Annotated in this window: 19 protein-coding genes and 2 pseudogenes; 15 read left to right on the top strand and 6 right to left on the bottom strand. The window is 52.6% G+C overall.

Annotated elements, in window-relative coordinates; translation table 11 throughout:
• Nucleotides 1–3 precede the first annotated feature (3 nt).
• The 9 genes and pseudogenes from nuoG (at nucleotide 4) to L1889_RS09530 (ending at nucleotide 10455) form a co-directional block, all read left to right on the top strand.
• Nucleotides 4–2333, top strand: a pseudogene (gene nuoG, locus L1889_RS09570) (NADH-quinone oxidoreductase subunit NuoG).
• Between the two features lies 1 nt (nucleotide 2334).
• On the top strand, nucleotides 2335–3408 hold the full coding sequence (gene nuoH, locus L1889_RS09565; RefSeq protein WP_238664934.1) for an NADH-quinone oxidoreductase subunit NuoH: 1074 nt from the start codon (nucleotides 2335–2337) through the stop codon (nucleotides 3406–3408).
• A 16-nt stretch (nucleotides 3409–3424) separates the two neighbouring features.
• Nucleotides 3425–3913, top strand: a complete 489-nt coding sequence (gene nuoI / locus L1889_RS09560; protein WP_238664933.1) for an NADH-quinone oxidoreductase subunit NuoI — start codon at nucleotides 3425–3427, stop codon at nucleotides 3911–3913.
• 18 nt (nucleotides 3914–3931) lie between these two features.
• Complete coding sequence (locus L1889_RS09555) at nucleotides 3932–4573, top strand: NADH-quinone oxidoreductase subunit J (RefSeq protein ID WP_238664932.1); 642 nt, start codon at nucleotides 3932–3934, stop codon at nucleotides 4571–4573.
• Nucleotides 4573–4881, top strand: coding sequence for an NADH-quinone oxidoreductase subunit NuoK (gene nuoK, locus L1889_RS09550; protein ID WP_238665902.1), 309 nt, complete (start codon nucleotides 4573–4575; stop codon nucleotides 4879–4881). The genes L1889_RS09555 and nuoK overlap by 1 nt, the downstream gene beginning before the upstream one ends.
• Before the next feature lie 16 nt (nucleotides 4882–4897).
• Nucleotides 4898–6901 carry an NADH-quinone oxidoreductase subunit L gene (gene nuoL, locus L1889_RS09545; RefSeq protein WP_238664931.1) on the top strand — a complete coding sequence of 668 codons (2004 nt, stop codon included), beginning with the start codon at nucleotides 4898–4900 and terminating at the stop codon, nucleotides 6899–6901.
• Nucleotides 6898–8400 carry an NADH-quinone oxidoreductase subunit M gene (locus tag L1889_RS09540; RefSeq protein WP_238665901.1) on the top strand — a complete coding sequence of 501 codons (1503 nt, stop codon included), beginning with the start codon at nucleotides 6898–6900 and terminating at the stop codon, nucleotides 8398–8400. Before nuoL ends, L1889_RS09540 begins: the two co-directional genes overlap by 4 nt.
• A gap of 9 nt (nucleotides 8401–8409) precedes the next feature.
• Complete coding sequence (nuoN, locus tag L1889_RS09535) at nucleotides 8410–9900, top strand: NADH-quinone oxidoreductase subunit NuoN (RefSeq protein ID WP_238665900.1); 1491 nt, start codon at nucleotides 8410–8412, stop codon at nucleotides 9898–9900.
• Between the two features lie 12 nt (nucleotides 9901–9912).
• Nucleotides 9913–10455, top strand: coding sequence for a DUF2818 family protein (locus L1889_RS09530; RefSeq protein ID WP_238664930.1), 543 nt, complete (start codon nucleotides 9913–9915; stop codon nucleotides 10453–10455).
• Between the two features lie 224 nt (nucleotides 10456–10679).
• On the opposite strand, the gene L1889_RS09525 is transcribed toward L1889_RS09530, so the two are convergent.
• Nucleotides 10680–11684 carry an NAD(P)H-dependent flavin oxidoreductase gene (locus tag L1889_RS09525; RefSeq protein ID WP_308217620.1) on the bottom strand — a complete coding sequence of 335 codons (1005 nt, stop codon included), beginning with the start codon at nucleotides 11682–11684 and terminating at the stop codon, nucleotides 10680–10682.
• Between the two features lie 263 nt (nucleotides 11685–11947).
• Between L1889_RS09525 and serB the strand changes: the two genes are divergently transcribed.
• On the top strand, nucleotides 11948–12799 hold the full coding sequence (gene serB, locus L1889_RS09520; RefSeq protein WP_238664929.1) for a phosphoserine phosphatase SerB: 852 nt from the start codon (nucleotides 11948–11950) through the stop codon (nucleotides 12797–12799).
• Between the two features lie 11 nt (nucleotides 12800–12810).
• Here serB and mfd read toward each other — a convergent pair.
• A pseudogene (gene mfd, locus L1889_RS09515) lies at nucleotides 12811–16286 on the bottom strand (transcription-repair coupling factor).
• Between the two features lie 15 nt (nucleotides 16287–16301).
• On the opposite strand from mfd, the gene ispD reads away from it, so the two are divergent.
• Together ispD and ispF are read left to right on the top strand one after the other, a co-directional pair.
• Nucleotides 16302–17012 carry a 2-C-methyl-D-erythritol 4-phosphate cytidylyltransferase gene (gene ispD, locus L1889_RS09510; protein WP_238664928.1) on the top strand — a complete coding sequence of 237 codons (711 nt, stop codon included), beginning with the start codon at nucleotides 16302–16304 and terminating at the stop codon, nucleotides 17010–17012.
• Nucleotides 17009–17497, top strand: a complete 489-nt coding sequence (ispF, locus tag L1889_RS09505; protein ID WP_238664927.1) for a 2-C-methyl-D-erythritol 2,4-cyclodiphosphate synthase — start codon at nucleotides 17009–17011, stop codon at nucleotides 17495–17497. Before ispD ends, ispF begins: the two co-directional genes overlap by 4 nt.
• A 67-nt stretch (nucleotides 17498–17564) precedes the next feature.
• Here the strand turns inward: ispF and L1889_RS19365 are convergent, their stop codons facing one another.
• The 3 genes from L1889_RS19365 to ompR form a co-directional block, all read right to left on the bottom strand.
• Nucleotides 17565–18200: an ATP-binding protein gene (locus L1889_RS19365; protein ID WP_444329671.1), complete on the bottom strand. Its 636-nt coding sequence runs from the start codon at nucleotides 18198–18200 to the stop codon at nucleotides 17565–17567.
• Nucleotides 18197–18835, bottom strand: a complete 639-nt coding sequence (locus L1889_RS19360) for a hypothetical protein (protein ID WP_444329660.1) — start codon at nucleotides 18833–18835, stop codon at nucleotides 18197–18199. The genes L1889_RS19365 and L1889_RS19360 overlap by 4 nt, the downstream gene beginning before the upstream one ends.
• A gap of 167 nt (nucleotides 18836–19002) precedes the next feature.
• Entirely contained in the window at nucleotides 19003–19737 is a 735-nt protein-coding gene (gene ompR / locus L1889_RS09495) for an osmolarity response regulator transcription factor OmpR (RefSeq protein WP_238664926.1), read from the bottom strand.
• Nucleotides 19738–20089: 352 nt separating this feature from the next.
• Between ompR and tsaB the strand changes: the two genes are divergently transcribed.
• From tsaB to L1889_RS09480, 3 genes are read left to right on the top strand one after another with little or no spacing between them, the layout of a single operon-like run.
• Nucleotides 20090–20884 (top strand): tRNA (adenosine(37)-N6)-threonylcarbamoyltransferase complex dimerization subunit type 1 TsaB, encoded by a 795-nt coding sequence (gene tsaB / locus L1889_RS09490; RefSeq protein WP_238664925.1) that lies wholly within the window; start codon nucleotides 20090–20092, stop codon nucleotides 20882–20884.
• 4 nt (nucleotides 20885–20888) lie between these two features.
• Complete coding sequence (gene rimI / locus L1889_RS09485) at nucleotides 20889–21377, top strand: ribosomal protein S18-alanine N-acetyltransferase (protein ID WP_238664924.1); 489 nt, start codon at nucleotides 20889–20891, stop codon at nucleotides 21375–21377.
• On the top strand, nucleotides 21374–22333 hold the full coding sequence (locus L1889_RS09480; RefSeq protein ID WP_238664923.1) for a uracil-DNA glycosylase: 960 nt from the start codon (nucleotides 21374–21376) through the stop codon (nucleotides 22331–22333). The genes rimI and L1889_RS09480 overlap by 4 nt, the downstream gene beginning before the upstream one ends.
• A gap of 6 nt (nucleotides 22334–22339) precedes the next feature.
• On the opposite strand, the gene lplT is transcribed toward L1889_RS09480, so the two are convergent.
• Nucleotides 22340–23656 (bottom strand): lysophospholipid transporter LplT, encoded by a 1317-nt coding sequence (gene lplT, locus L1889_RS09475; protein ID WP_238664922.1) that lies wholly within the window; start codon nucleotides 23654–23656, stop codon nucleotides 22340–22342.
• Nucleotides 23657–23763: the final 107 nt, after the last annotated feature.

The following is a 23763-nucleotide window of genomic DNA, read 5'->3' as shown; positions in this document are numbered from 1 at the left end:
CTAATGGTTGAACTCACCATCGACGGCATCAAAATGGAAGCCCCAGAGGGCAGCATGGTCATCCAGGCTGCTCAAGACGTTGGGGTTTACGTGCCGCATTTTTGTTATCACAAGAAGCTAAGCATTGCTGCTAACTGCCGCATGTGCTTGGTAGACGTCGAAAAAGCACCCAAGCCATTACCAGCGTGCGCAACGCCGGTAACAAATGGCATGGTGGTGCGCACCCGCTCTGATAAAGCCATCGCCGCCCAGAAAAGCGTGATGGAGTTTCTGCTCATCAATCACCCCTTGACTGCCCGGTCTGTGACCAGGGTGGCGAATGTCAGTTGCAAGACCTGGCAGTAGGCTATGGCGCTTCCGAGTCGCGCTACAAAGAAGAAAAGCGTGTGGTGGTAGCCAAGAATATGGGTCCGTTGATCTCTACCGAGGCGATGCAGCGCTGTATTCACTGTACGCGTTGTGTGCGTGTTGGCGAAGAAATCGCAGGCATCCAGGAAGTCGGTATGCTTAATCGCGGCGAGCATGCCGAGATCACGACTTTCGTAGGGCGGGCTGTAGAGTCAGAGCTATCAGGCAACATGATCGATGTGTGTCCGGTAGGGGCGTTATTATCCAAGCCTTTTCACTTCAAGGCTCGCGCCTGGGAGCTCGCACGCCGTCGCACCGTTAGCCCGCACGATAGCGTGGGCGCCAACCTGGTGGCCCAGGCAAAAATGGATCGCGTCTTACGGGTAGTGCCCTTCGAGAACGATGAGGTTAACGAGTGCTGGATCAGCGACCGTGACCGTTTCTCTTACGAAGGTCTGTACACCGAAGACCGTTTGACTCACCCCATGATTCGCGAAAATGATGGTTCATGGCGCGAAGCTTCCTGGAGTGACGCCCTGCAGTTTGTCGTCCATGGCATTAATGCTGTGCGCGAGAAATTCGGTGCTGATCAAATCGGTGGAATAGGCAGCCATGTGGCAACCACCGAAGAACTCGCGTTGTTAGCTCGCCTTGTGCGCTCTCTGGGCTCAGAAAACGTTGACTTCCGCTTGCGTCAAAACGATGCACGTCTGGATCAGGCCATGGCCGGGATCCCGTGGCTGGGTATGCCACTTACCGACCTCAACAAGCTTGATCGTGTTTTGGTCGTCGGTTCTTTCTTGCGTAAAGACCACCCCTTGATAGCCCAGCGCTTGCGCCAGGCGGTCAAGCAAGGTGCCCAGGTCTCGTTTATCGATTCCGCTGCCGATGATCCGCTGTTTGATCACGTGGCTGGCCGTATTACGGTGGCTCCAAGTCAACTGGCAAATGCCATTGCTGAAGTTTCAGTTGCAGCAGCGCAGGCAGCTAATCAAGACAGCCCGGCTGCATTCAGTACAGTTGAAGTGTCTGAGCTGGCAAAAACGATTGCCACCAGCCTGGCATCTGGCGAACGAGTGGCTATTTTGCTTGGCAATATGGTGGTTTCCAGCGATCAGGCAAGTGTGATTGCAGCTAACGCTGCTGTCCTGGCTAAGGCCACCGGCGCTACCCTTGGCTTCCTGACGCCGGGCGGCAATACCGTTGGTGGTTATCTTGCTGGCGCGATTCCTGTTAAGGGTGCCCTGACGGCAGAGCAAATGCTCGCGCAATCATTGCGTGCCTATATTGTGGTCAATGCCGAACCCGGCATGGATAGCGATCACGGTGCGCGTGCTGTTGAAACACTTAAGGCCGCCACTTTTTCCGTAGCATTGACGCCTTACCGCAGTGCCGCAGAAGAGTGGGCGGATGTGATGCTGCCGATCGCTCCTTTTACAGAAACCTCGGGTACTTTTGTTAATGCCGAAGGACGTGTTCAAAGCTTCAAGGGTGCAGCCGCACCCTACGGAGACACCCGTCCGGCCTGGAAGGTATTGCGTGTTCTGGGCAACTTGTTCCAGCTTGAAGGCTTCGACGACGAGACCTCCGAGTCTGTTCGTGATCTGGTGATGTCTGCCGGCGTAGAGGCTCGTCTTAGTAATGTGATCAATGCTGCTCCTGCCCTGGTGGCGGCACCAGCGGGCATCGAGCGGGTGGCCGACGTGCCTATTTATCGTAGTGATGCTTTAGTCCGCCGTTCGGCTCCCTTGCAACAAACGCCAGCAAGCGATAAGCCGGCTGCGCGAATGAGCGTTCAAACGGCAGAGCAGTTGAATCTGGTAGATGGCGATGCCGTACGAGTTCGCTCGGCGCAAGGCGAAGCCGCCTTAGTAGTGCAACTCGACAGCACCGTAGCAAACGGATGTGTGCGCGTTGCAACGGCTTTTGCTGAAACTGCCGCATTGGGTAGCAGCTTCGGTCAACTGACAGTGGAGCGTGCATAAGATGGAATTGCTGTCTGCTATTCAAAGTTTTGGCGAGGGTCTGATCGGCCCGACCGCCTGGTATGTGGTTTGGACCTTAATCAAGATTGTCTGCATTGCGTTGCCCATCATCATTTGCGTTGCGTACTTAACGTACTGGGAACGCAAAATGATCGGTTTTATGCATGCGCGCAAGGGGCCTAACCGGGTAGGCTACCGTGGCTTTTTACAGCCATTCGCCGACGTTTTTAAATTGCTCACTAAAGAAGTCATCGTTCCTGCCAAGGCAAACAAGGTGCTTTTTGTATTGGCACCTGTAGTTACCTTGATGCCAGCACTGGCAGCATGGGCGGTGATACCTTTTGGTCCTGAAGTTGTGCTGGCCGATATCAACGCAGGCCTGCTCTACATATTGGCTATTACTTCACTGGGTGTGTATGGGGTGGTGGTGGCCGGTTGGGCATCCAACTCTAAATATGCATTGCTGGGTGGTTTGCGTGCGGCAGCTCAGGTGCTGTCATACGAACTGGCCATCGGTTTTGTACTCGTTACCGTATTGCTGGTGTCGGGGACCCTGAACCTGAGTGAAATCGTGCTTAGCCAGGATAAGGGCATGTTTGCTAATCGCGGCCTCAATTTCCTTTCATGGAACTGGTTGCCGCTATTGCCATTGTTTGTGGTCTATGTGATTTCTGCGGTGGCAGAGACCAACCGTCACCCCTTTGACGTAGTCGAGGGTGAATCGGAAATTGTGGCGGGCCCAATGGTCGAATACTCAGGGATGGGTTTTGCCCTGTTCTTCCTGGGCGAGTACGCCAACATGATTTTGCTGTCCGCCATTGCATCAATCATGTTCTTGGGCGGCTGGTTGCCAATCGTAGATTTCGCACCGTTTACCTGGGTCCCCGGCTGGTTATGGCTTGGGTTGAAGACCTTTGTAGTGGTTTCAATGTTTATATGGTTCCGTGCGACGTTCCCGCGCTTCCGTTACGACCAAATTATGCGTCTGGGCTGGAAAGTATTTATTCCGCTCACCGGTATCTGGTTGGTGGTGGTTGCGATTTGGATGCAGACGCCGTGGAACATCTGGCAATAAGGCACGGGGGCTAATTATGGAAGCTATCAAAGATTTTTTCGGCAGCTTAATGCTGACCGAGATGCTCAAAGGGATGCGCCTTACCGGAAAATACTTTTTCCGTCGCAAGATTACGCTACATTACCCTCAGGAAAAAACGCCGACTTCAGCTCGCTTTCGGGGCCTGCACGCTTTGCGTCGTTATCCTAACGGCGAAGAACGTTGTATTGCCTGTAAGTTATGTGAGGCTGTGTGTCCTGCGTTGGCCATTACTATCGAATCCGAGGAACGTGACGATGGCACACGCCGTACTACCCGTTACGACATCGATTTAGCCAAATGTATTTTTTGTGGTTTTTGTGAAGAAAGTTGCCCGGTTGATTCCATCGTTGAAACTCATATCCACGAGTATCACGGTGAAAAGCGCGGTGACCTTTACTACACCAAAGATATGCTGTTGGCGATCGGTGATCGTTTCGAGCCTGAAATCGCTAAGCGTCGTGCAGAAGACGCTCCTTATCGTTAAAGCCGGGGTCAGATCTTTATGATTTTTACTACTGTTCTGTTCTACGTCCTGGCGTTAATCCTCGTAGTAGCAGCTTTTCGTGTTGTTACTGCAAGCAGTCCGGTGACGGCTGTATTGCATTTGATCCTGGCATTCTTTACAGCAGCCATGATCTGGATGACGATGGGCGCCGAGTTCCTGTCTTTATTGCTAATCGTGGTGTATGTGGGCGCGGTCATGGTCATGTTCCTGTTCGTGATCATGCTGGTCGATACCCGTATGCCGTCGCTTACTGAAGGTCTTAAGGGATATTTGCCTCTGGGCCTGACTGTGGGTGGGGTCATGGTTCTTGAAATGGGATTTGTGCTGACCCGGGCCTGGGTTGATGCAGGACCCGCCGCGATCATGCCTGAAAACTACAATAACTCGCGGGTTATTGGCGAGCTCATGTACTCCGACTATGTTTTTGCAGTGCAGGTGGGCGGGGTTATTTTACTGGTGGGTATGGTTTCGGCTATCGCTCTTACCCTGCGCAAACGTGGCGATGCAAAACGCACGGTTTCTTCTGATCAGGTTAAGGTACGCGCCAAAGACCGCTTGCGCATGGTAAGCATGGTGTCGCAAACCGAAACTCCATCGACGACTAATCAGGTTGAGGGTAATGCTGGAGACAAACAATGATGACACTTAGCTTGGCTCATTATCTGGTGTTGGGTGCCATACTGTTCACCATCGGATTGTTTGGCTTCTTTCTGAACCGACGTAACCTGTTGATCTTGTTGATGTCAGTCGAGCTGATTCTGCTCTCTGCCAACATGAACTTTATCGCTTTTTCTACCTGGTTTGGCGATCCCGCCGGACAGATCTTCGTTTTCTTTGTGCTTACCGTAGCGGCTGCTGAAGCGGCTATTGGTCTTGCCATTCTGGTCTTGCTGTTCCGCAACCTGAATACGATTAACGTAGAAAAACTTGACCAGCTCAAGGGTTGATGGGATCGCACATACTATGAACTCACCAAGTCTATATTTAATAATCGCTCTGGCGCCACTGGTTGGTGCATTGCTGTCGGGCCTGTTTGGTACAGGGTTTCTGGGCCGTGTAATCGGTAAAACCGGTGCGCACCTAATTACCATCGCATGCGTGCTGATTGCCTTCCTCGGCTCGGTAACAGTGCTCTTGCAAGTGCTCGACGGTCATACCTTCGATGGCGCCGTCTATACCTGGATCACCATTGGCAGTGTCAGCTGGGATATCGGGTTTCTTATCGATCCGCTAACCGCCTTAATGATGGTAGTTGTCACATCGGTTTCCCTGATGGTGCATATTTACACCATTGGCTATATGGCTGACGATCCTGGCTACCAACGATTCTTCTCCTACATCTCACTCTTTACCTTCTCGATGCTGATGCTGGTCATGTCTAACAACATGCTGCAGCTGTTCTTCGGCTGGGAGGCTGTAGGTCTGGTTTCGTATCTGCTGATCGGTTTCTGGTTTGATCGTACGACGGCTACATTCGCCAGCATGAAGGCTTTCCTGGTCAACCGTGTCGGTGACTTCGGCTTTGTACTGGGGATCGGCCTGATCTATGCCTACACCGGCACCATGCACTATGGCGAAATCTTTGAACAGGTTTCACGCCTGGCTACCCTCAGTTTCCCTGGCACCGACTGGCAACTGCTGACAGTTGTGTCGATCGCGCTGTTTATCGGGGCCATGGGTAAGTCGGCACAGGTTCCTCTGCACTCATGGTTGCCAGATTCCATGGAAGGCCCCACACCTATTTCAGCGCTTATTCACGCTGCAACGATGGTGACGGCCGGTATTTTCATGGTGGCGCGTTTCTCGCCAATCTTTGAGCAGTCTCCTACTGCACTGTCGTTTATCATCGTAATTGGTGCCATTGGCGCGCTCTTCCTGGGTGCCCTGGGTATTATTCAAAATGATATCAAGCGCGTGATTGCTTACTCGACGTTGTCGCAACTGGGTTACATGACCGTCGCTTTAGGGGCTTCAGCCTACTCGGTGGCTATCTTCCACCTCATGACCCATGCTTTCTTTAAAGCCTTGCTGTTCCTCGGAGCAGGTTCGGTCATTATCGGTATGCATCACAATCAAGACATCCGCGCGATGGGTGGCTTGCGTAAATACATGCCCATAACCTGGATCACTTTCTTGCTGGGTACTGCGGCATTGGTAGGTACACCGTTTTTCTCGGGTTTCTACTCTAAAGAACACATTATCGAAGCAGCTGGCGCTGCCGCTGCCGCAGGTGTGTGGGGTGCAAGTTTCGCCTACTACGCGACACTAATCGGTGTGTTCGTTACTTCGCTGTATTCGTTCCGCCTGTACTTTTTGGTTTTCCACGGCAAAGAAAATTTCCGTGACCCGTCTCCCGAGGCGCTGGGCGATCATCACGCCCTGGAAGAAGATCCCAAAGAGTCTCCGTGGGTTGTTACCTTGCCTCTCGTTCTGTTGGCCATTCCTTCAGTTATTGCCGGTATATGGTTTATTGATCCATTGTTGTTCGGTGATTTCTTTAATGGTGTCATTACCGTCTCCGCAGAGCACCCCGCAATGGCCGAATTGGCCAGTCACTGGGAAGGCTGGGTCGCCTATGCCTTGCACGGTTTCGTCACTGTACCGTTCTGGTTGATGGTTGCCGGTTTCGTGGTGGCCTGGTACTTCTACCTGATTAATCCGGCATTGCCCGCTGCCATTAAGCGCAATACGGCCGGCATTAATAAAGTGTTAGAGAATAAGTACTACGTAGACTGGTTCAATGAGCAAGTGTTGGCACGTGGTGCGCGCTGCTTGGGCACTGGCCTCTGGAAAGGGGCTGATGCCGGCCTGATTGACGGCATTATCGTCAACGGCAGCGCCCGTGTAGTGGGCTGGATTGCTGCGGCTTCACGCCGTATTCAGTCAGGCTTCATTTATCACTACGCCTTCTCCATGATCATCGGCATTATGGCTCTCTTAACCTTTTTCGTGCTGACGGTTCAATAATGGCAAGCGATATGGCGTCTTCTACATTTCCTTGGTTATCGCTCGCAATCTTCGTGCCCATTTTGTCCGGACTTCTGGTCCTGGCATTGGGACGGGACGAGCGACCAGAGTTCACTCGTACTCTCGCCCTGGTCGGTGCGATTGCGGGTTTATTAGTTACGATTCCGCTGTACACAGGGTTTGATCCCTCTACGGCAAATATGCAGTTCCAGGAGCTGGCCCCCTGGATCGAAAGCTTTTCGGTCAATTACCACTTGGGTATTGACGGGATATCCTTATGGTTCGTGCTGCTGACCGCCTTCATCACCGTCATTGTGGTGATAGCTGGCTGGGAAGTCATTACCAGCCGGGTGGCCCAATACATGGGGGCTTTCCTGATTTTGTCAGGCCTGATGATTGGTGTGTTTGCAGCCCAGGACGGGATGCTTTTCTACATCTTCTTTGAAGCCACCCTGATTCCCATGTACATCATTATTGGTGTGTGGGGCGGGCCGCGACGGGTATATGCGTCAGTCAAGTTTTTTCTGTATACCTTGTTGGGTTCGCTGTTGACACTGATTGCCTTCATTTATTTATGGCATGCATCAGGGGGCAGCTTCGAGATTCAGAAATGGCACGATGTGCAGTTGGCATTCCAGCCGCAAATTCTGATTTTCCTCGCCCTGTTTATGGCTTTTGCGGTCAAAGTGCCCATGTGGCCGGTACATACATGGTTGCCTGATGCCCACGTTGAAGCGCCTACAGGCGGTTCGGTTGTGCTGGCAGCCATCATGCTGAAGCTTGGTGCGTACGGCTTTTTGCGTTTTTCGCTGCCCATCGTGCCCGACGCTTCACACAGCATGGCTGGCTTCATGATTGCGTTGTCGCTGATAGGTGTGATTTACATCGGTCTGGTTGCCATCGTGCAAAAAGACATGAAAAAGCTTGTCGCCTATTCCTCAGTGGCTCATATGGGCTTCGTGACTCTTGGCATGTTCGTCTTTAACCAGACGGGTCTAGAGGGCGCCATCATACAAATGATCTCGCACGGTTTTGTATCCGGCGCGATGTTCCTGTGTATTGGGGTCTTGTACGACCGTATGCACACTCGAGAAATTGCCGATTACGGCGGTGTGGTAAATGTAATGCCGCGCTTTGTCACTTTCCTGGTGCTGTTTTCAATGGCCAATTCCGGCTTGCCGGGTACCAGTGGGTTTGTGGGCGAGTTCACCGTCATTATGGGCGCTGTCGAGTACAACTTCTGGATCGGTCTGCTGACAGCCTCGGCATTGATCACTGGTGCAGCATATTCGCTATGGCTATTAAAGCGTGTGGCCTTCGGTCCTGTGACCAACGATAACGTACGTAACATGCAAGATATCAACGGACGCGAGTTCCTGGTCTTGGGTGTCATGGCGCTTGCCGTGTTGTTCATGGGTGTGTATCCCAAACCGTTTACGGAAGTTATGCACGTCTCGGTTGATGCACTGTTGCAGCACGTTGCTGTATCGAAACTGTAGACCTGGAACATTATGCAAAACTCATTTGATTTCGCTTTGGCATTGCCCGAGATTGTGCTTCTCATCTTGGCCTCGGGAGTGCTGTTGTTCGATGCGTTCAACAAAGAAGAAGCTCGTCAGAACACCTTCGTATTGGCGATTGGCAGTTTGGTTGTGGTCAGCATGGTCTCGTTGTGGCAGTGGAGTGCTGGCGTAACGGGTACGACCTTCAATGGTCTGTATGTTGTTGACTCCTTGTCTCACTTCCTGAAAATTGTTTCCTATGTCGCTGTAGCCGTTACCTTGATATATGGTCGTGCCTACGCTGAGAATCGCGGCATGATGCAAAATGGTGGCGAGCTTTATTCGCTGACCCTGCTGGCGCTGCTGGGCCAGATGCTGATGATTTCAGCGGGCAATATGTTGACCGTTTATCTGGGCGTTGAGCTCATGTCCTTCGCCTTGTATGCGCTTGTAGCCTTGCGTCGTGAACATCGACCTGCAATCGAGGCTGCCATGAAGTACTTTGTACTGGGCGCATTGGCTTCGGGCGTGTTGCTGTATGGCCTGTCCATGATTTACGGTGCTACCGGCCATCTCGACCTGCGTGAAATCGCTACCGTCGTTTCCGAGGGCAGGGCAGAGCGTCTGGCGCTTGTGTTTGGTGTGGTCTTTGTGGTTTCAGGTTTGGCCTTCAAGCTGACGGCAGCCCCATTTCATATGTGGACTCCGGACGTCTACGAAGGTGCACCCACAACCGTAACCTTGATCATCGCAGCCGCTCCGAAAATCGCTGCTTTTGCTATCACGTTGCGCTTGCTGGTTGAGGCGCTGCATGGCATCGCTATCGATTGGCAGTCCATGCTCATGATTATGGCGGTGGCCTCGCTGGTAATCGGGAACTTAACCGCGATTATGCAGACGAACTTCAAGCGCATGCTTGCGTTCTCTACCATTTCGCACATGGGTTTTGTGTTCCTGGGGCTCATGTCAGGTGTGAATGCAGATGGCGGCGTATCCAGTCTGGCTTATGGATCATCGCTGTTTTACGTCATTGTGTATGTGTTGACGACGCTTAGCACTTTTGGCTTGATCTTGCTGTTAAGCCGCCAGGGTTTCGAGTGTGAGAACATTAGTGACCTTAAAGGCTTAAATCGCCGTCATCCCTTGCTGGCGCTGGTCTTGTTGCTGTCGATGTTCTCGCTGGCCGGTATACCTCCTCTGGCGGGCTTCTACGCGAAGCTGAGTGTCTTGCAGGCCTTGGTCGGTGCTGGTCATGTCGTCGTTGCTGTGATTGCTGTAGTAATGTCGCTTATTGGCGCGTTCTACTACATTCGCGTGGTAAAGGTCGCCTATTTCGAAGAGCCGGATGCCGATCAGGAAATCCACCCATTAAATCTGGGTTGGGTTACCAGCGGCGTATTGTCCTTAAACGGTCTGTTGATCTTTGTCTTCGGTATATTGCCTAGCGGCTTGCTGGCGCTTTGTATTCGCGTAGTACAGGAATCTTTACGTTTCTAAGCGGTATTTTTCATGAATCAAAGTGTAGCAGTCTGGGTATTAATAGTTTTGTCGCTCATTACGGCCAACCTGGCTTTTGTTTCACAGCGGCCCTTACTGTTTTTACCCTGGCAGCAACAGGGCGAACCTTTGGGTTCGCCTCTGTTACGATTATTGCGCTCCTTATTATTTGCTGTCATTGTGGCGGGCATCGCTTATGTAGCGCATCGTTATATAGCACAGAGTTTTTTTAACTCCTCCGTGCCTTTGTTGTTGATGGTAGTGCTTGTGGTGGTGGTGTTTGCTATTTTGCTCTATATTCCTGGCTACCTTCTGCGCCAGCACCCTATACATAAAAGTGTATTTGACAGGCTTGTAGAGATGTTTGTCCTATTTTGCCTGATGGGCATTTTGGGCTTTGCTTTCGAAGCGAGTATTGGTAATCCGTTCCCGCAGCGTTGGGAGTTCTACGCCATCGCCTTGTGTCTGTATCTGGTTTTGGGTTACCCGGGCTTTGTGTTCCGGTATCTGATTAAACGGCGCCAAACCCGATCACCTAAAGCTGTTAAGGCATAGCGGCCAAGGGCCTGTGTGTAGCCTGCTGGTTTTGACGAATTTAAAAGCCCGGCTTAAACATCATTGAACCAACCCGTCCAACAAACGGAAGCCATTCAATAATGTTTAAGCCGGGCTTTTTGTTTCTGGCGATCTAGTGGGTTTTTAACATTGTAGCCAGTGCATACGTGTCAGCGCCTCCTGGCTGAGCACATAGGTTAACTCGTCAGCGGGAAGTTCCCTGTTTAACCCAGCCGCTTGCCCTGCCCAGAGGGGGTGAAATCGGGGCGGCCCTCTTGCTCGGCCTGCGCGCGCAACGGAGCGATAGCGTTAGAGGCATGGGGAAAAGCCGGAGCGGCGGCAGGCGTTGCGCCCAGTTCATTAATGGCCCGGTTCTCGATGCTGCGGGCGGGCCTGCCAGTGAAGACTGTAGTCAGTACAGTGGAATGATCCTCTGTCTGGCTCAGCGCCTGACGATGCAAATCTGAAATCAAAGACTCTGGACAAGCCAGATAGGCGCTTCCGATTTGTACCCCGGCCGCTCCCAATGCGAAGGCTGCAGCGATGCCCCGGCCATCGGCGATGCCTCCTGCAGCAACTACCGGGACGCGCACAGCATCGACTATTTGCGGAACAAGTGCCATTGTGCCGCATTGGGCATGGGGGTTTGTTTCGATAAACATGCCGCGGTGTCCGCCGGCTTCAGCCCCTTGGGCGATGATGATATCGCACCCTTCAGACTCCAGATGCAAGGCCTCCCGTGCGCTGGTAGCTGAAGACATGATTATGGCTCCTGTGCGTTTGATCCGTTCGATTAAAGAGGGTGAAGGAAGCCCAAAATGGAAGCTGAGAACCTCAGGCTTTAACTCTTCGATCAGGCTGCACAGCTCGTCATTGAAACTGGCTCGTCCCCGAGTGGGACTGATGGCATTGATATTCAGGCCTGCTTTTTCGTAATGTTCTGCAAGGCTTTGCAGCCAGATCTGCTGTCGCGATTCATCGATGGGATGTTCCTGATGACAGAAGAAGTTCAGGTTCAGGGGCTGTGTTGATGTTTCGCGAAAGGCTGAAACTTGTTCGCGGATCGTGGCAGGCTCTAAAAGAGCGCAGGGCAGGGATGCCAGGCCCCCGGCCTTGGAAACGCCCAGAGCAAGCTCCAGGCCGCCTGCACCAGCCATTGGAGCGAGTATCAAAGGTTTGTTAATGCCCAACATCTGCTGTAAGCGATAAGTAGGCCAGTGTTGAGTCATGTTTATATCCTTAGTGTCAAAGTGAGGGCGCTGGTTAAAGTGCATTCAATGGAAACTACGCTGTTTGGCTGTTAATCATAATATCGCCGAGAGCCTGGTAGATACAAGGCTGAAGGAGGAGGCTTGAGGTGCTTAAGCTTCGGGGATCATTATTTGGCTCGTTGCGCGCTACAATATTGAGTTGGTTTCCCCTTAGGGGTTCTTCTGCGATTCTCGCCTGTTGCCGGCTGCGAAGCGTGATAATTATTTTTCAACAACGAAATATGTCTCATTTAATACTTCAGTCGCCCACCTTGGATCAGGCGGTTATCGAAAAAATAGCAGCTATTGTCAGCGCGGACGGGGTTCAAGAGCTGGGTCCTACGGCGGTGCGTATCCTGGGGGCTGATAGTAACGAGAAGCCTCAGGTAGCCGTCGAATGTCAGCGCGCCCGTATGGACTTCGCTTTTTTGGAGCAAATCCAGCTGTTGCGCGAATGCAAGATCCTGGTCATGGATATGGATTCCACGTTGATCAATATCGAGTGTATAGACGAGATTGCAGCAGCAGTAGGCCGTAAAGAGCAGGTGTCGGCCATTACTGAAGCGGCGATGCGTGGTGAAATTGCAGACTTCACGGAAAGCCTGATTCGTCGTGTCAGACTGCTCGAAGGGGTTCCGGAGTCAGCCCTGATGTCGGTATATGAAAATCGCTTGCAGCTTAATGCCGGGGCAGAGAATCTGGTTGCAACAGCAAAAAAACATGGTGTGCATACGCTATTGGTGTCGGGCGGATTTACGTTTTTCACTGAAAAGCTAAAGACACGCCTGGAACTCAATGAGGCACATGCCAACACGCTTGAGGTCGTTGATGGAACGTTGACGGGCAGGGTGCTCGGAGACATTGTTGATGCTCAGGCCAAAGCCGGCTATGTCACGCAGCTGGCGACACGTTTGGGTGCTGCACCCGAGCAAATCATTGCCGTTGGTGACGGAGCCAACGATTTGAAAATGATGGAAAAGGCGAAGTTCTCGGTAGCTTACAGAGCCAAGCCCGTGGTGCAGGAGCAGGCAGCCTATGCGCTAAACCATGCTCCTTTAGATGCCATTCTTAACTGGTTTCGCCTAAGCCACTGATCAGGTGTTATCTAATCAGGACGTGAAATCAGGCTTAAAACCTCGAGCAAGCGCGAAACTCGTGCTTTAAGGTCACTTCCTTCTTTCATTTCGATACGCAGGCGGTCAGATCCGGCAAAACGGATGTACTTGTGCTTTTGCACAAGTTCAATCAAGGTGATTGGGTCAACATTCGGCTTGCTGGAAAACTGCAGATTGGCATATTCAGCGTTGGCATCCAGTTTAAGAACGCCAAGGGGCTCGGCAGCAATGCGTAGCCGATGCACTGCCATCAAGGTTTGAGCCGCTTCGGGCAGCGGACCGTAGCGGTCAATCAGTTCTTCTTGCAGTGTGCTCAGATCAACAGGATCTTTGGCGTGCGACAGTTTTTTGTAAAATCCTAAGCGTGCATGCACGTCGGCGCAGTAGTCAGAAGGCAAGAGCGCTGACGCACGTAAATTGACTTCACAGTTAAGCGCAAAGGGTGAATCAAGATCGGGCTCTTCGCCTGCTTTTAATGCGCGTACTGCCGCATTGAGCATGTCGGAATACATTGAGAATCCGATCTCCTGGATATTTCCGGACTGTGATTCGCCCAGCACTTCGCCTGCGCCCCGAATCTCCAGATCATTCATGGCAAGGAAAAATCCAGCTCCTAACTCTTCCATGGCCTGAATTGCCTCAAGCCGTTTCTTGGCATTGCTGGTGATCGCATCTTCGCCTGGGGTGAGCAGGTAGGCATAGGCCTGGTGATGCGATCGGCCTACGCGTCCGCGCAACTGATGCAGTTGCGCCAGGCCAAGGCGATCAGCGCGGTGGATGACGATGGTGTTGGCAGAAGGAACGTCAATGCCGGTTTCAATAATCGTGGTGCACAGCAATACGTTAAAACGTTTTTGGTAGAAGTTTTTCATGACGCTTTCGAGCTCGCGCTCGGGCATCTGGCCATGCGCCACACCGATACTAGCCTCAGGCACCAGTTCTTCGAGGCGAGCCCGTCGATTCTGGATGGTTTCGACTTCATTGTGCAAGAAGTAGACCTGACCGCCACGTTTGAGTTCGCGCAACAAGGCTTCGCGGATAGTGCTGCCGTCTTCCCGACGTACAAAGGTTTTAATGGCCAGACGCTTCTGAGGGGCAGTGGCAATTACCGAAAAGTCGCGTATGCCTTCGAGGGACATGCCCAGGGTACGGGGTATAGGGGTGGCGGTTAAGGTAAGAATGTCGACTTCAGATCTTAAGGCTTTCAGGCGCTCTTTCTGACGTACGCCAAAACGGTGTTCTTCATCAATGATTACCAGGCCCAGATCCTTGAACTTTACGCTTTCGGAGAGAATTTTATGCGTGCCAATGACGATATCAATCTGGCCTGCACCAAGGCCTTCAATGGCTTCTTTGCTTTCTTTGGCAGATCTGAATCGGGATAGCTCGGCGACGCGTACCGGCCAGTCGGCGAATCGGTCACTAAAGGTTTGTGCATGCTGCTCAGCCAATAAGGTAGTAGGACAGAGCAAAGCGACCTGCTTGCCATTGGCCACTGCTAAAAAAGCGGCACGCAAGGCAACCTCGGTCTTGCCAAAGCCAACATCGCCGCAGATCAAGCGATCCATAGGCTGGTTAGAACGCATATCATCCATGACGGCTTCAATGGCAGCGCCCTGATCGGGAGTGGCTTCAAAGCCAAAGCCTGCAGCAAAGTTTTCGTAATCGTTAAGCGGAATCTTATATTGATTGCCGGTGCGCAATGCACGTTTGGCATATAAGTCCAGCAGTTCGGCGGCAGTATCCCGGGCCTGTTTTGCGGCGCGCTTGCGGGCTTTATCCCATTGGCCTGACCCGAGCTGATGCAATGGAGCAGCATCAGCGTCAGAACCACTGTATCGGGCAATAACATGCAGTTGAGACACAGGCACATACAATGTGGCGCCTTTTGCATACTCAAGATGCAGAAGTTCAACCGGGCCCTCGCCCAAATCCATCTCGATAAGACCGCAATAACGTCCTATGCCATGCTGCGTGTGGACAACGGGGTCGCCTTCCCTGAGTTCGGAGAGGTCCCTGACCATCGCTTCAACGTCTGTGGTGGCCTCTTGTTTGCCACGTCTGCGCTGAGTGCGCGCCTGGGTGGGATACAGGTCGTTTTCAGTTAAGACACTGATGGCAGCATCGTGAAGGGCAAAGCCTTGGGATAACGGCGCAACCACCAGGGCAAAGGCTTCATCTGATGCCAGGAACGACTGTAGATCGTGGCTGCCACCAGACACCGAGATGCCGAACTCTTGCAGCATTTGTGCAAGGGTCTCGCGACGGCCGGCGGAGTCGGCACACAGTACGGTGCGACGGCTGGGGTCAGCGATTTCGCGTCTCAGGGCCGCGACGGGATCTTCGGCACGGCGCGATATGGCGACCTCAGGAAGAGGGATGAATTCGTCGTTATGCTCCCCAGAACTAAGGCTAAGCCGGGCAAAGTCTTTAATGTGACTGTGTAGTTCAGCTTCGCTTAAGAACAGGGCCTCTGGCGCCAGTACAGGCCGTTCTCTGTCGCTTTTCAAAAACTGGTAGCGGCCATAGGTCTCGGCGTGAAACTGCTGCACTACCGGTGCAATATCGCCTTCGCTGACGATAAGGGACTCTGCAGGCAGATAGTCAAACAAAGTGGCGGTTTCTTCAAAAAACAAGGGAAGGTAATACTCGACACCCGCAAAGGCAATGCCGTTACCAATATCTTTATAAGGCAATGCACGTGAGGGATCGCCTTCAAAAACTTCACGAAAGCGCGTTCTGAATAGAGTGCGAGCATTTTCGTCCATCGGGAACTCGCGGCCAGGCAGCAGCTCTACTGAGGGCACTGGATAGAGGCTGCGTTGAGTATCCACGTTAAATGCCCGGATAGATTCAATTTCGTCGTCGAATAAGTCGAGCCTGTAAGGCAGTACAGACCCCATCGGAAAAATATCGATTAGCCCCCGCGAATGCAGAATTCGCCGGGCGCAGTTACTTGCGTGACGTGACTGTAGTTGGCCAATATCATTTGCTCTCGTAGCTGCGCTTCGTTGAGCTTTTCACCCTGTTTAAACGAAAAGGTATAGGCCGCAAGGAACGAAGGTGGCGGGAGGCGATACAATGCTGTAGTTACCGGAACCGTCAACACATCTACCGAGGCATGGAGCAGTGCATTCATGGCCTGGAGGCGCGACGAGACCAGGTCTTCGTGTGGCGAAAATCCGTCGTAGGCCAGCGTTTCCCAGTCAGGAAACTGCCTTACCCTAAGCGTAGGTGCAAATAGCGGAATTTCGTCGGCAAGCCTTAAGGCGTCCAACGGATCGGCGCACATGATAACCAGAGGCTTTGCGCTTTTGGCAGCCAGGTCCGCAATTAGCCAGGCGTCTCCGGAGCCAGGGGGCAAGGCCTGGGTATAACGTTGCCCCGGCTTGAGCGCTTTTAGCACCTGGCCGGTACTGGAGAGTGAAAGCGGTGTTTGGGTTTCAGTATCCGTCAGGGTGGTCATATAAAGTTAAGGCTTATGAACAAAAAAATAATTGCAATTGTGCCGGCAGCCGGCGTTGGTGCCCGGGCCAGGCAAACTGCAGACACAGGCACTGCTGCGACAGTGCCCAAGCAGTATGAGTTGCTAGGAGGCTTGCCGATGTTGCGCCGAACCGTACAGACGCTGTTGGCTGACTCTCGTATCACACAGGTGAGGGTCATTGTAAGCAAGCACGATGCCTGGGTGGAACAAAGCCTTATGGGCCTTGAGCGTACCGTCTGGCGTGAACAGGGCGGTGCGACTCGTTCACATACTGTTTATAACGCACTGATCGACCTCGATGCCGGCCTTGATGACTGGGTGCTGGTACATGATGCCGCTCGCCCCGGTCTTCCGCCCGAAGCCCTGAAGCGCTTGATAGACACCTGTCTGGCTCAGGAGCATGGTGGGCTGCTGGCCCAGCCAGTCGCTGACACTATAAAGCGTGGAGATGCGAACGGCGCACTAAACATTGTGACGGAAACGGTTAACCGAGACAAACTGTGGCTAGCGCAAACACCGCAAATGTTTAAGGCGGGGCTATTGTTAAAAAGTCTGCAGCACGCCCACAAGCAACGTATTGATGTTACCGATGAGGCCTCTGCCGTCGAGCACAGTGGCTATCATCCTCTATTAATATTGGGGTCAAGCCGTAATTTTAAAGTGACTTGGCCGGAAGATTTCAAACTCATGGAAAAATGGTTGTGAATATGGGAATACGCGTTGGGCAGGGTTTTGATGTGCATGCATTGGTCGAAAATCGCGACTTGATAATAGGCGGTGTGCACATTCCTCATACACATGGGCTGCTGGGGCATTCGGACGCAGATGTGCTGCTGCATGCCACTACTGATGCTATCTTGGGTGCCGCAGGCTTGGGAGATATAGGCCGACACTTTCCGGATACCGACCCGCGCTATAAAGGCGCTGACAGCCGCGTACTGCTGCGCGATGCGATGGCTCTGGTTACTGCAGCTGGCTGGACAGTAGTGAATGTAGACGCTACCGTGCATGCGCAGTCACCTAAGATAGGACCCCATGCCGCCGCGATGGTGGCAAACATCGCCGCCGATCTAAATATCAGCGCTGAGAGCGTCAATATTAAAGCTAAAACCAACGAGGGTTTAGGTCACCTGGGACGTAAAGAAGGCATTGCTGCCAATGTGGTAGTGCTTCTGACGAGCCGACTATAAGCCATTGTCGTCCGTGTGGCACACGCTGGCCCGGGATTGCAGCCGTGCCGGTCGTGCAGTGCAGCTGTTAATTCAGGCCTTTACGTTCCGGATGCTGATAAGCCCGCATCCGAATTTTAGGGATGGTAATTCGGGCCAGCAGGCCTTGCGGCGGATGCGAAATTAAATCCAGGTTGCCGCCTACATGGCCCAGCAGGCGTTCTACGATTGCCAGCCCCAGTCCGGCACCGCTGACACCGGTACGTGCAGTCTCGCCTCGGGAAAATGGGCGCAGCAAGCGCTGAATTTCGTGCGGTTCTACGCCGACTCCCTGATCCTCTACGCTGATTTCAATGATGTTTCCGCTTTGGGTGGCCGAGAGATGTATATAGGCTTTATCATCATCAGGACTACGGCCATACCGACGCGCATTCTCGATCAGATTAATAACGATGCGTTTAAGGTCGTTCGCCTGGATACGAGCATACAGGTTTGGTTCGATGCTGGCAGTCAGCTGTCCGCCTAAGCTTTCGGTATGGGAGCGTTCACGATCAAATATTTCGTGCAAGACGTTGGAGACTTCAATGCCCTTTTCGGGGGCGATGCCAGCAGGACGCGCATATTCCATCAATTGACCGATGCTGTGGTCGATCTGGGCGAGATCCTCGTCGATGGCGTGCCGTGTTTCATCGCTTACCGAGCTGAGCTCGATTTCCAGCCTCATGCGAGCCAATGGGGTACGCAGGTCGTGAGAAATCCCCGCCAGCATAATCTCACGATCAGCCTCGGCCTGACGTATGTCGCGGGCCATCCGGTTGAAGGCAATATTAAGATCGCGAATTTCGTTAGGGCCACGTTCAGGCAAGGGCGAGGGAGTTTCCCTCGGGCAAGTTGACGGGCGACCTTGGCCAGGCGAGCCAGGGGATGATTGACGAAGCGCACGCTGACTGCGGCACCAATCAAGGCGAGCATCAGCGCTGTAGCGGCCCACCCGAACCACTCCGGACCTGCGGTGAGGCTTAGCTGCTCACGATCAAAGACAAGCCAGTATTGGTCTTCATTGATGTCAAAAGACACCCAGATGCCAGGCATTTGGTTCACCGACCACATGACCAGGGTTTGGCTGCCCAGGCCAGAGCGTATCTCTCGCGATACATGTATCCAATAATTGGTGCGCTGCAAGGGCTCAAGCACATCATCCTGTTCCCGCGGCTGAACGCGCAAACCTTCCTTGGTGGCAAGATCAAGCATCAGCGCAGGACGTACCTGAGTGGGTGCATAAATAAGCGCCGAACGGGTAATGCTGACAGCGGTCGTTACCCGTTGAGCCATTTGGCGCGCTCGAGGGCCTTCTTCCATGCTGAAGAAGACCTGAAGCCAGGCGCCAAGACTCACTAACATCAAGGCAGCGAGCAACAGAAAAGAACGACTAAATAAGCCCAGTCGGAATCTAGACGGTTTTTGGGGCCTGGCTGTGCCAGACCCCGTGCTTTGTGTGCCTAAGTTAGTGGCCATGTAGCGTAAATTTAATTACCGCCGTCTGGAACAAAAACGTAGCCTAAACCCCATACTGTCTGGATAAATACAGGTTTGGAAGGGTTGGGTTCTATCAGTTTACGCAGCCGGGAAATCTGTACGTCCAGACTTCTGTCGAAGGCTTCGTATTCACGGCCACGTGCAAGCTCCATCAGTTTGTCGCGAGACAAAGGAATCTTGGGGTGACGAGCAAACACCTTCAATACCGAGAACTCGCCTGTGGTGATCGGAACTACGTCGTCGCTTTTGGTTAAGGTACGGGTAGACAAGTTAAGAACATAAGGACCGAATTCGATAGATTCGTTCTCTTGGCTTGGCGCGCCAGGATGTTCTTCTGTACCACGGCGGCGTAAGATAGCATTGACACGCGCGAGAAGCTCACGTGGATTAAATGGCTTGATCAGGTAGTCATCCGCACCCATCTCTAGGCCGACAATTCTGTCGATCTCTTCGGCTTTGGCGGTAAGCATAATGATAGGAGTGTTATCGTGCCCACCACGCAGGCGTCGACAGATGGACAAGCCATCTTCACCGGGAAGCATCAGGTCAAGCACAAGCAAATCGAAGTGCTCGCGCTGCCAAAGCTTGGACATTTCTTTGCCATCTTCTGCAACAAAGACGTTGAAGCCCTGTTCAGAAAGGTAACGACGAAGTAGGTCGCGAAGACGAGGATCATCGTCGACGACAAGAATTTTACGGGAGAGGGGTTGATTCTGCGTATTCATGATGAAAATGTAACAGGCTCCGAGTCGCTCGTACAGGTCGGTAGAAAAATATTACACATGAAGCTTTTAGTACGAAAGTTTAAGAAAATAGCGCGTCGTTCATACATTTGAAGGTTCATCGAGTTCCTATTCTATAGATGTAACAGTGCTTGTAAAGCCTTTATTGACGTTGCTTTATACATCTTTGTTAAAAGCAGAGGCTAATTGCTACGAGTTTGATGGCATTTTATGGCTGTCCTCGCTGGATTTTTGAAGGTTCAACTACCTATGGCAAGCCGTGATCGGGTAGGCAGCAAATTATCATCAAAACGAGAAACCGCCACGGAACCGGCTCAGGCAGTAAAATGATTGGATGAATACGCATATATTGGTTTTAGAAACGTCCACACAGGTATGTGGCGTAGCGCTGTTAAGCGCATTGCCCGATGAGCCTTCCCGCTTGCTGATACGTGAGCACGAGGGGAGCGGCGAGCATGCAGAGCGCATTCTCCCCTTGGTGGAGTCCTTGCTCGCAGAAGCGAATGTTTCACGGGCTGATCTCAGTGCCATTGCCTTTGGACAAGGTCCCGGAGGTTTCACCGGCTTACGGGTGGCTTGCGGTGTGACTCAGGGGCTGGCATACGCCCTGAACCTGCCGGTAATCGCCGTTTCCTCGTTATTAGCGGTAGCCGCTACAGCACAAGCTGTAGCAGATCAAATCGAGGTAGTGGCGCTGGATGCAAGAATGGGTGAGGTATACGTGGCTGCGTATCGGCACCGTGTAGATAAAAACGCCTGGGAGACAGTGCGCGAACCCATGTTGCTTGATGCTGAGTTCCTGGCTTTGTGGATAGAGCAGCTTACAGCGCAACTTGAAGCACCGGTAACGGTACGGTTAAGCGGTGATGCGCTAACTGCTTTTCCAGGCTTGGCTGCTCCGTTGGCAGAGTTGCCGGGTCTTCAGTTGGGCGAAGCGGGTAAACCTACAGTAGAAGGTGTGGCTGCACTTGCGATGCTGGCGTTGCAGCAGGGCGAGACCATAGCGCCTGAACAGGCGATGCCCCTGTACGTACGCGACAAGGTAGCTTTTACTACCGCTGAGCGCCAACTAGGGCAGGGAGGAAACCCGTCGGCTCCGTGGCGACCCGCAGAGACAAACTTAAGCTGAAATCATGATGAATACGCTAAAAGATCAAATGGAAATTGTCATCCGTGACATGAAAGCGGCTGATATCGTGACGGTAGCTGCAATTGAAGCTAAGGTACAGCCCGAGCAGCCGTGGTCAGAAGCCAATTTTCGCGACAGCTATATGTCTTGCTATACCATGCTGGTGGCTGAAGTTAATCAGCAAATCGTCGGGTACGTGGTGGTATTGATTGCGCCTGATCTCGGCGAGCTATTGCTAATAGGGGTCGAGCCCGGCTATCAGTCTAAAGGGGTGGGGAAGGCGCTGCTTAACGCCATTGAACATGTTTTGCTGTCAAAGGGGCTGGATGCCCTTATGCTCGAAGTGCGAGACTCTAATCTGCAGGCACGACGTTTTTATGAGACTCAGGGTTTTATCTCGGTGGGCCTGAGGAAAAACTATTATCAATGTGGAGAAAGCCAGCGCGAAGACGCCTTGCTTCTCCAGAAAACACTTAGTCAAGGTGCGTTGTGATCGAATCAGGCTCTACTGAACTACAGTTATCGGCTATTCAGCGAGCCTGGTTGCAAGAACTGGGCCTCGACCGGGCCTATTTGTCGCGCATTACGCGTGAACTTGATTCTGCTGACCGCGCAACGCAACCTGCGAAGGACGACCGTGTAAGCCAGCCTGCAGCCACTGCTCCTGTTTCTTCGACCGGTGCAGCCAGCTCCACCACTGTGCCCTCTGGGGGACAGCCCCTACCGGCTGAGGAGTTGCCGCGGTCTTCTAAGCCAGCCTCCTTGCAAGAGGCCATTGATACCCTGCGCCGGGCCGCTAATATTCGGCCTCCCTCTTCGGTCACAATGGCTCAGGCTGTTAATCCTGACCCGGCGAGCCGGAGCGAGCGAGTGATTCCTGACGATCTGGAGGGGCTGCGGCAATCGGTGGATACCTGCGTTTCATGTGACTTGCATCAGTCCAGGTCCAGGACGGTTTTTGGCAGAGGGGCTCAGGCACCCGTGCAGTGGCTGGTTTTAGCCGATGCTCCCAGCGACGCTGATGACAAATCGGGCGTTGCCCTGGACGGTCACGCTGGCAAGCTGCTGTCGGAGATGCTAGACAGCATTGGTCTTGGGGGTGAAGAGCATAGTTATATCACGCAACTGGTGAAGTGCCGCCCGTTGAGCAGCCAAGGCCCTAATGCGGTCGAGATCGAAGCATGTAGTGCCTATATGTTGAAACAGATAGAGCTCTTGCAACCGCAGTACGTGTTGGCTCTTGGGCAGCTAGCGGCCAATCAACTGCTGGGCAGCAATGATGATATCGAGCAGCTACGTACTAAAGTGCATCATTGGCGGTCGCCTCAGGGCAGGGCCATACCGGTAGTCGTTACGTACCATCCAGCTTCGTTATTATTGCGGCCGCAACATAAGGCCAATGCCTGGCGTGACCTTGCTTTGGTCAAGGGCTTAAGCCAAAGTGCCTGAGCGGGATTAAGAGGGGCTCTGCCTGATGGCCCGGCCGTGCCCTTTTTGCCCGATCTGTTTTTCCAGTTCAGGGTGCTTACGAAGGTTATAGCGATTCCAGCGTATAAATACGATCATTAGCGACGCTACCAGCAAGCCGAAAATCACGATAATTACATTGATCGGCAAGTTCAGCCATAACATCAGGCTGTAGAGAGTGAGCATCAGCAGTATGTTCAGCTGTTCATTGAAGTTTTGTACAGCAATCGAATGACCAGCAGATAATAATACGTGGCCGCGATGTTGCAGCAGGGCATTCATAGGCACGACAAAGAACCCGGATAGCGCTCCAATCAACAGAAGCAGGCTATAGACAGCCCAAGGGGCCTCCACCAGGGGCATCAGCAAAACGGCCAAACCCATGACCACCCCAAAAGGCAGTACATAAAGTGCTTTTTTCAATGGGACCCGGCCCGCCAAAATAGCGCCAGCTACCGTCCCTATGGCGGCGATGCCCATGAGGATTGCTGCCTGGTCCAGCCTATAGCCCAGTTGTTGCTTACCCCATTCAATAACGATGAATTGCAGGGTAGCGCCTGCGCCCCAGAATAATGTGGTCACGGCCAGGGAGATTTGTCCCAGCTTATCGCGCCATAATATATGTACGAAAAAACTGAAATCGCGGATTAAGGCTAAAGGTTTTGTTTTTTGCTTAGGGTAGTGGACATTGGTGCTGGGTATTAATAGATTGCAAAGGGCAGCAACTATGTAGACTGCGCTGATCAGGAGTATTGCTACTTCGGCCCGGCTCTGGGCAACAGCGCCAATGACAGGGCTGGCCTGCAGCTGCGCATAAACCGAAGGGCTTACGAGGACGCCTCCTAACACTGTCCCGACGATAATAGAGAGTACTGTCAGGCCCTCGATCCAGCTGTTGCCTCTGACCAGGTCCTCAGGTGCCAGCATTTCGGTAACGATGCCGTACTTGGCCGGTGAATAGGCGGCCGCTCCTATACCAACCAGGGTATAGGAAACAAAAACCAACAAAAGCTGCTGGCTTTCGGTAGGGGCAATATACTGATGACCGAACATGATGGCACAGCCCATTAGCTTGATGGCGTTGGTGGCGAACATCACCTTGCCTTTGGGGTATGAGTCGGAAAAAGCACCTACAAAAGCTGCTAATACGACATAGGCCAAGGCAAACCACCATTTCATCATGGGGGCCATCCAGTCAGGGCCTTGCAAATCTGCGATTAGGGCAATGGCGGCGATCAATAACGCATTGTCAGCGACTGACGATAGCGCTTGCGCCGCCATGACTAGATAGAAGCCTTTTTTCAAAACGATTTCTCTACATCTGCCCTTAGCTGTAGGACACAGTAATAAGTGGGAGCTACGTTTTCAGCAAAAACGTTACTGAGTATAGCGCTGCTATGAGCACAAAGAAA

The sequence above is a fragment of the Paenalcaligenes niemegkensis genome (assembly GCF_022230885.1).
Lineage (GTDB): Bacteria > Pseudomonadota > Gammaproteobacteria > Burkholderiales > Burkholderiaceae_B > Paenalcaligenes > Paenalcaligenes niemegkensis.
The sequence above is the reverse complement of the archived record's forward strand: the minus strand, read 5'-3'. Positions and strand labels throughout refer to the sequence as shown.

Bases quoted from the DNA above. Each gene is read 5' to 3' on its own strand.
- nuoH (WP_238664934.1), top strand. From the start codon at position 2,335: ATGGAATTGCTGTCTGCTATTCAAAGTTTTGGCGAGGGTCTGATCGGC.
- nuoI (WP_238664933.1), top strand. From the start codon at position 3,425: ATGGAAGCTATCAAAGATTTTTTCGGCAGCTTAATGCTGACCGAGATG.
- L1889_RS09555 (WP_238664932.1), top strand. From the start codon at position 3,932: ATGATTTTTACTACTGTTCTGTTCTACGTCCTGGCGTTAATCCTCGTA.
- nuoK (WP_238665902.1), top strand. From the start codon at position 4,573: ATGACACTTAGCTTGGCTCATTATCTGGTGTTGGGTGCCATACTGTTC.
- nuoL (WP_238664931.1), top strand. From the start codon at position 4,898: ATGAACTCACCAAGTCTATATTTAATAATCGCTCTGGCGCCACTGGTT.
- L1889_RS09530 (WP_238664930.1), top strand. From the start codon at position 9,913: ATGAATCAAAGTGTAGCAGTCTGGGTATTAATAGTTTTGTCGCTCATT.
- L1889_RS09525 (WP_308217620.1), bottom strand. From the start codon at position 11,684: ATGACTCAACACTGGCCTACTTATCGCTTACAGCAGATGTTGGGCATT.
- serB (WP_238664929.1), top strand. From the start codon at position 11,948: ATGTCTCATTTAATACTTCAGTCGCCCACCTTGGATCAGGCGGTTATC.
- ispD (WP_238664928.1), top strand. From the start codon at position 16,302: ATGAACAAAAAAATAATTGCAATTGTGCCGGCAGCCGGCGTTGGTGCC.
- L1889_RS19365 (WP_444329671.1), bottom strand. From the start codon at position 18,200: ATGAGGCTGGAAATCGAGCTCAGCTCGGTAAGCGATGAAACACGGCAC.
- L1889_RS19360 (WP_444329660.1), bottom strand. From the start codon at position 18,835: ATGGAAGAAGGCCCTCGAGCGCGCCAAATGGCTCAACGGGTAACGACC.
- ompR (WP_238664926.1), bottom strand. From the start codon at position 19,737: ATGAATACGCAGAATCAACCCCTCTCCCGTAAAATTCTTGTCGTCGAC.
- tsaB (WP_238664925.1), top strand. From the start codon at position 20,090: ATGAATACGCATATATTGGTTTTAGAAACGTCCACACAGGTATGTGGC.
- rimI (WP_238664924.1), top strand. From the start codon at position 20,889: ATGATGAATACGCTAAAAGATCAAATGGAAATTGTCATCCGTGACATG.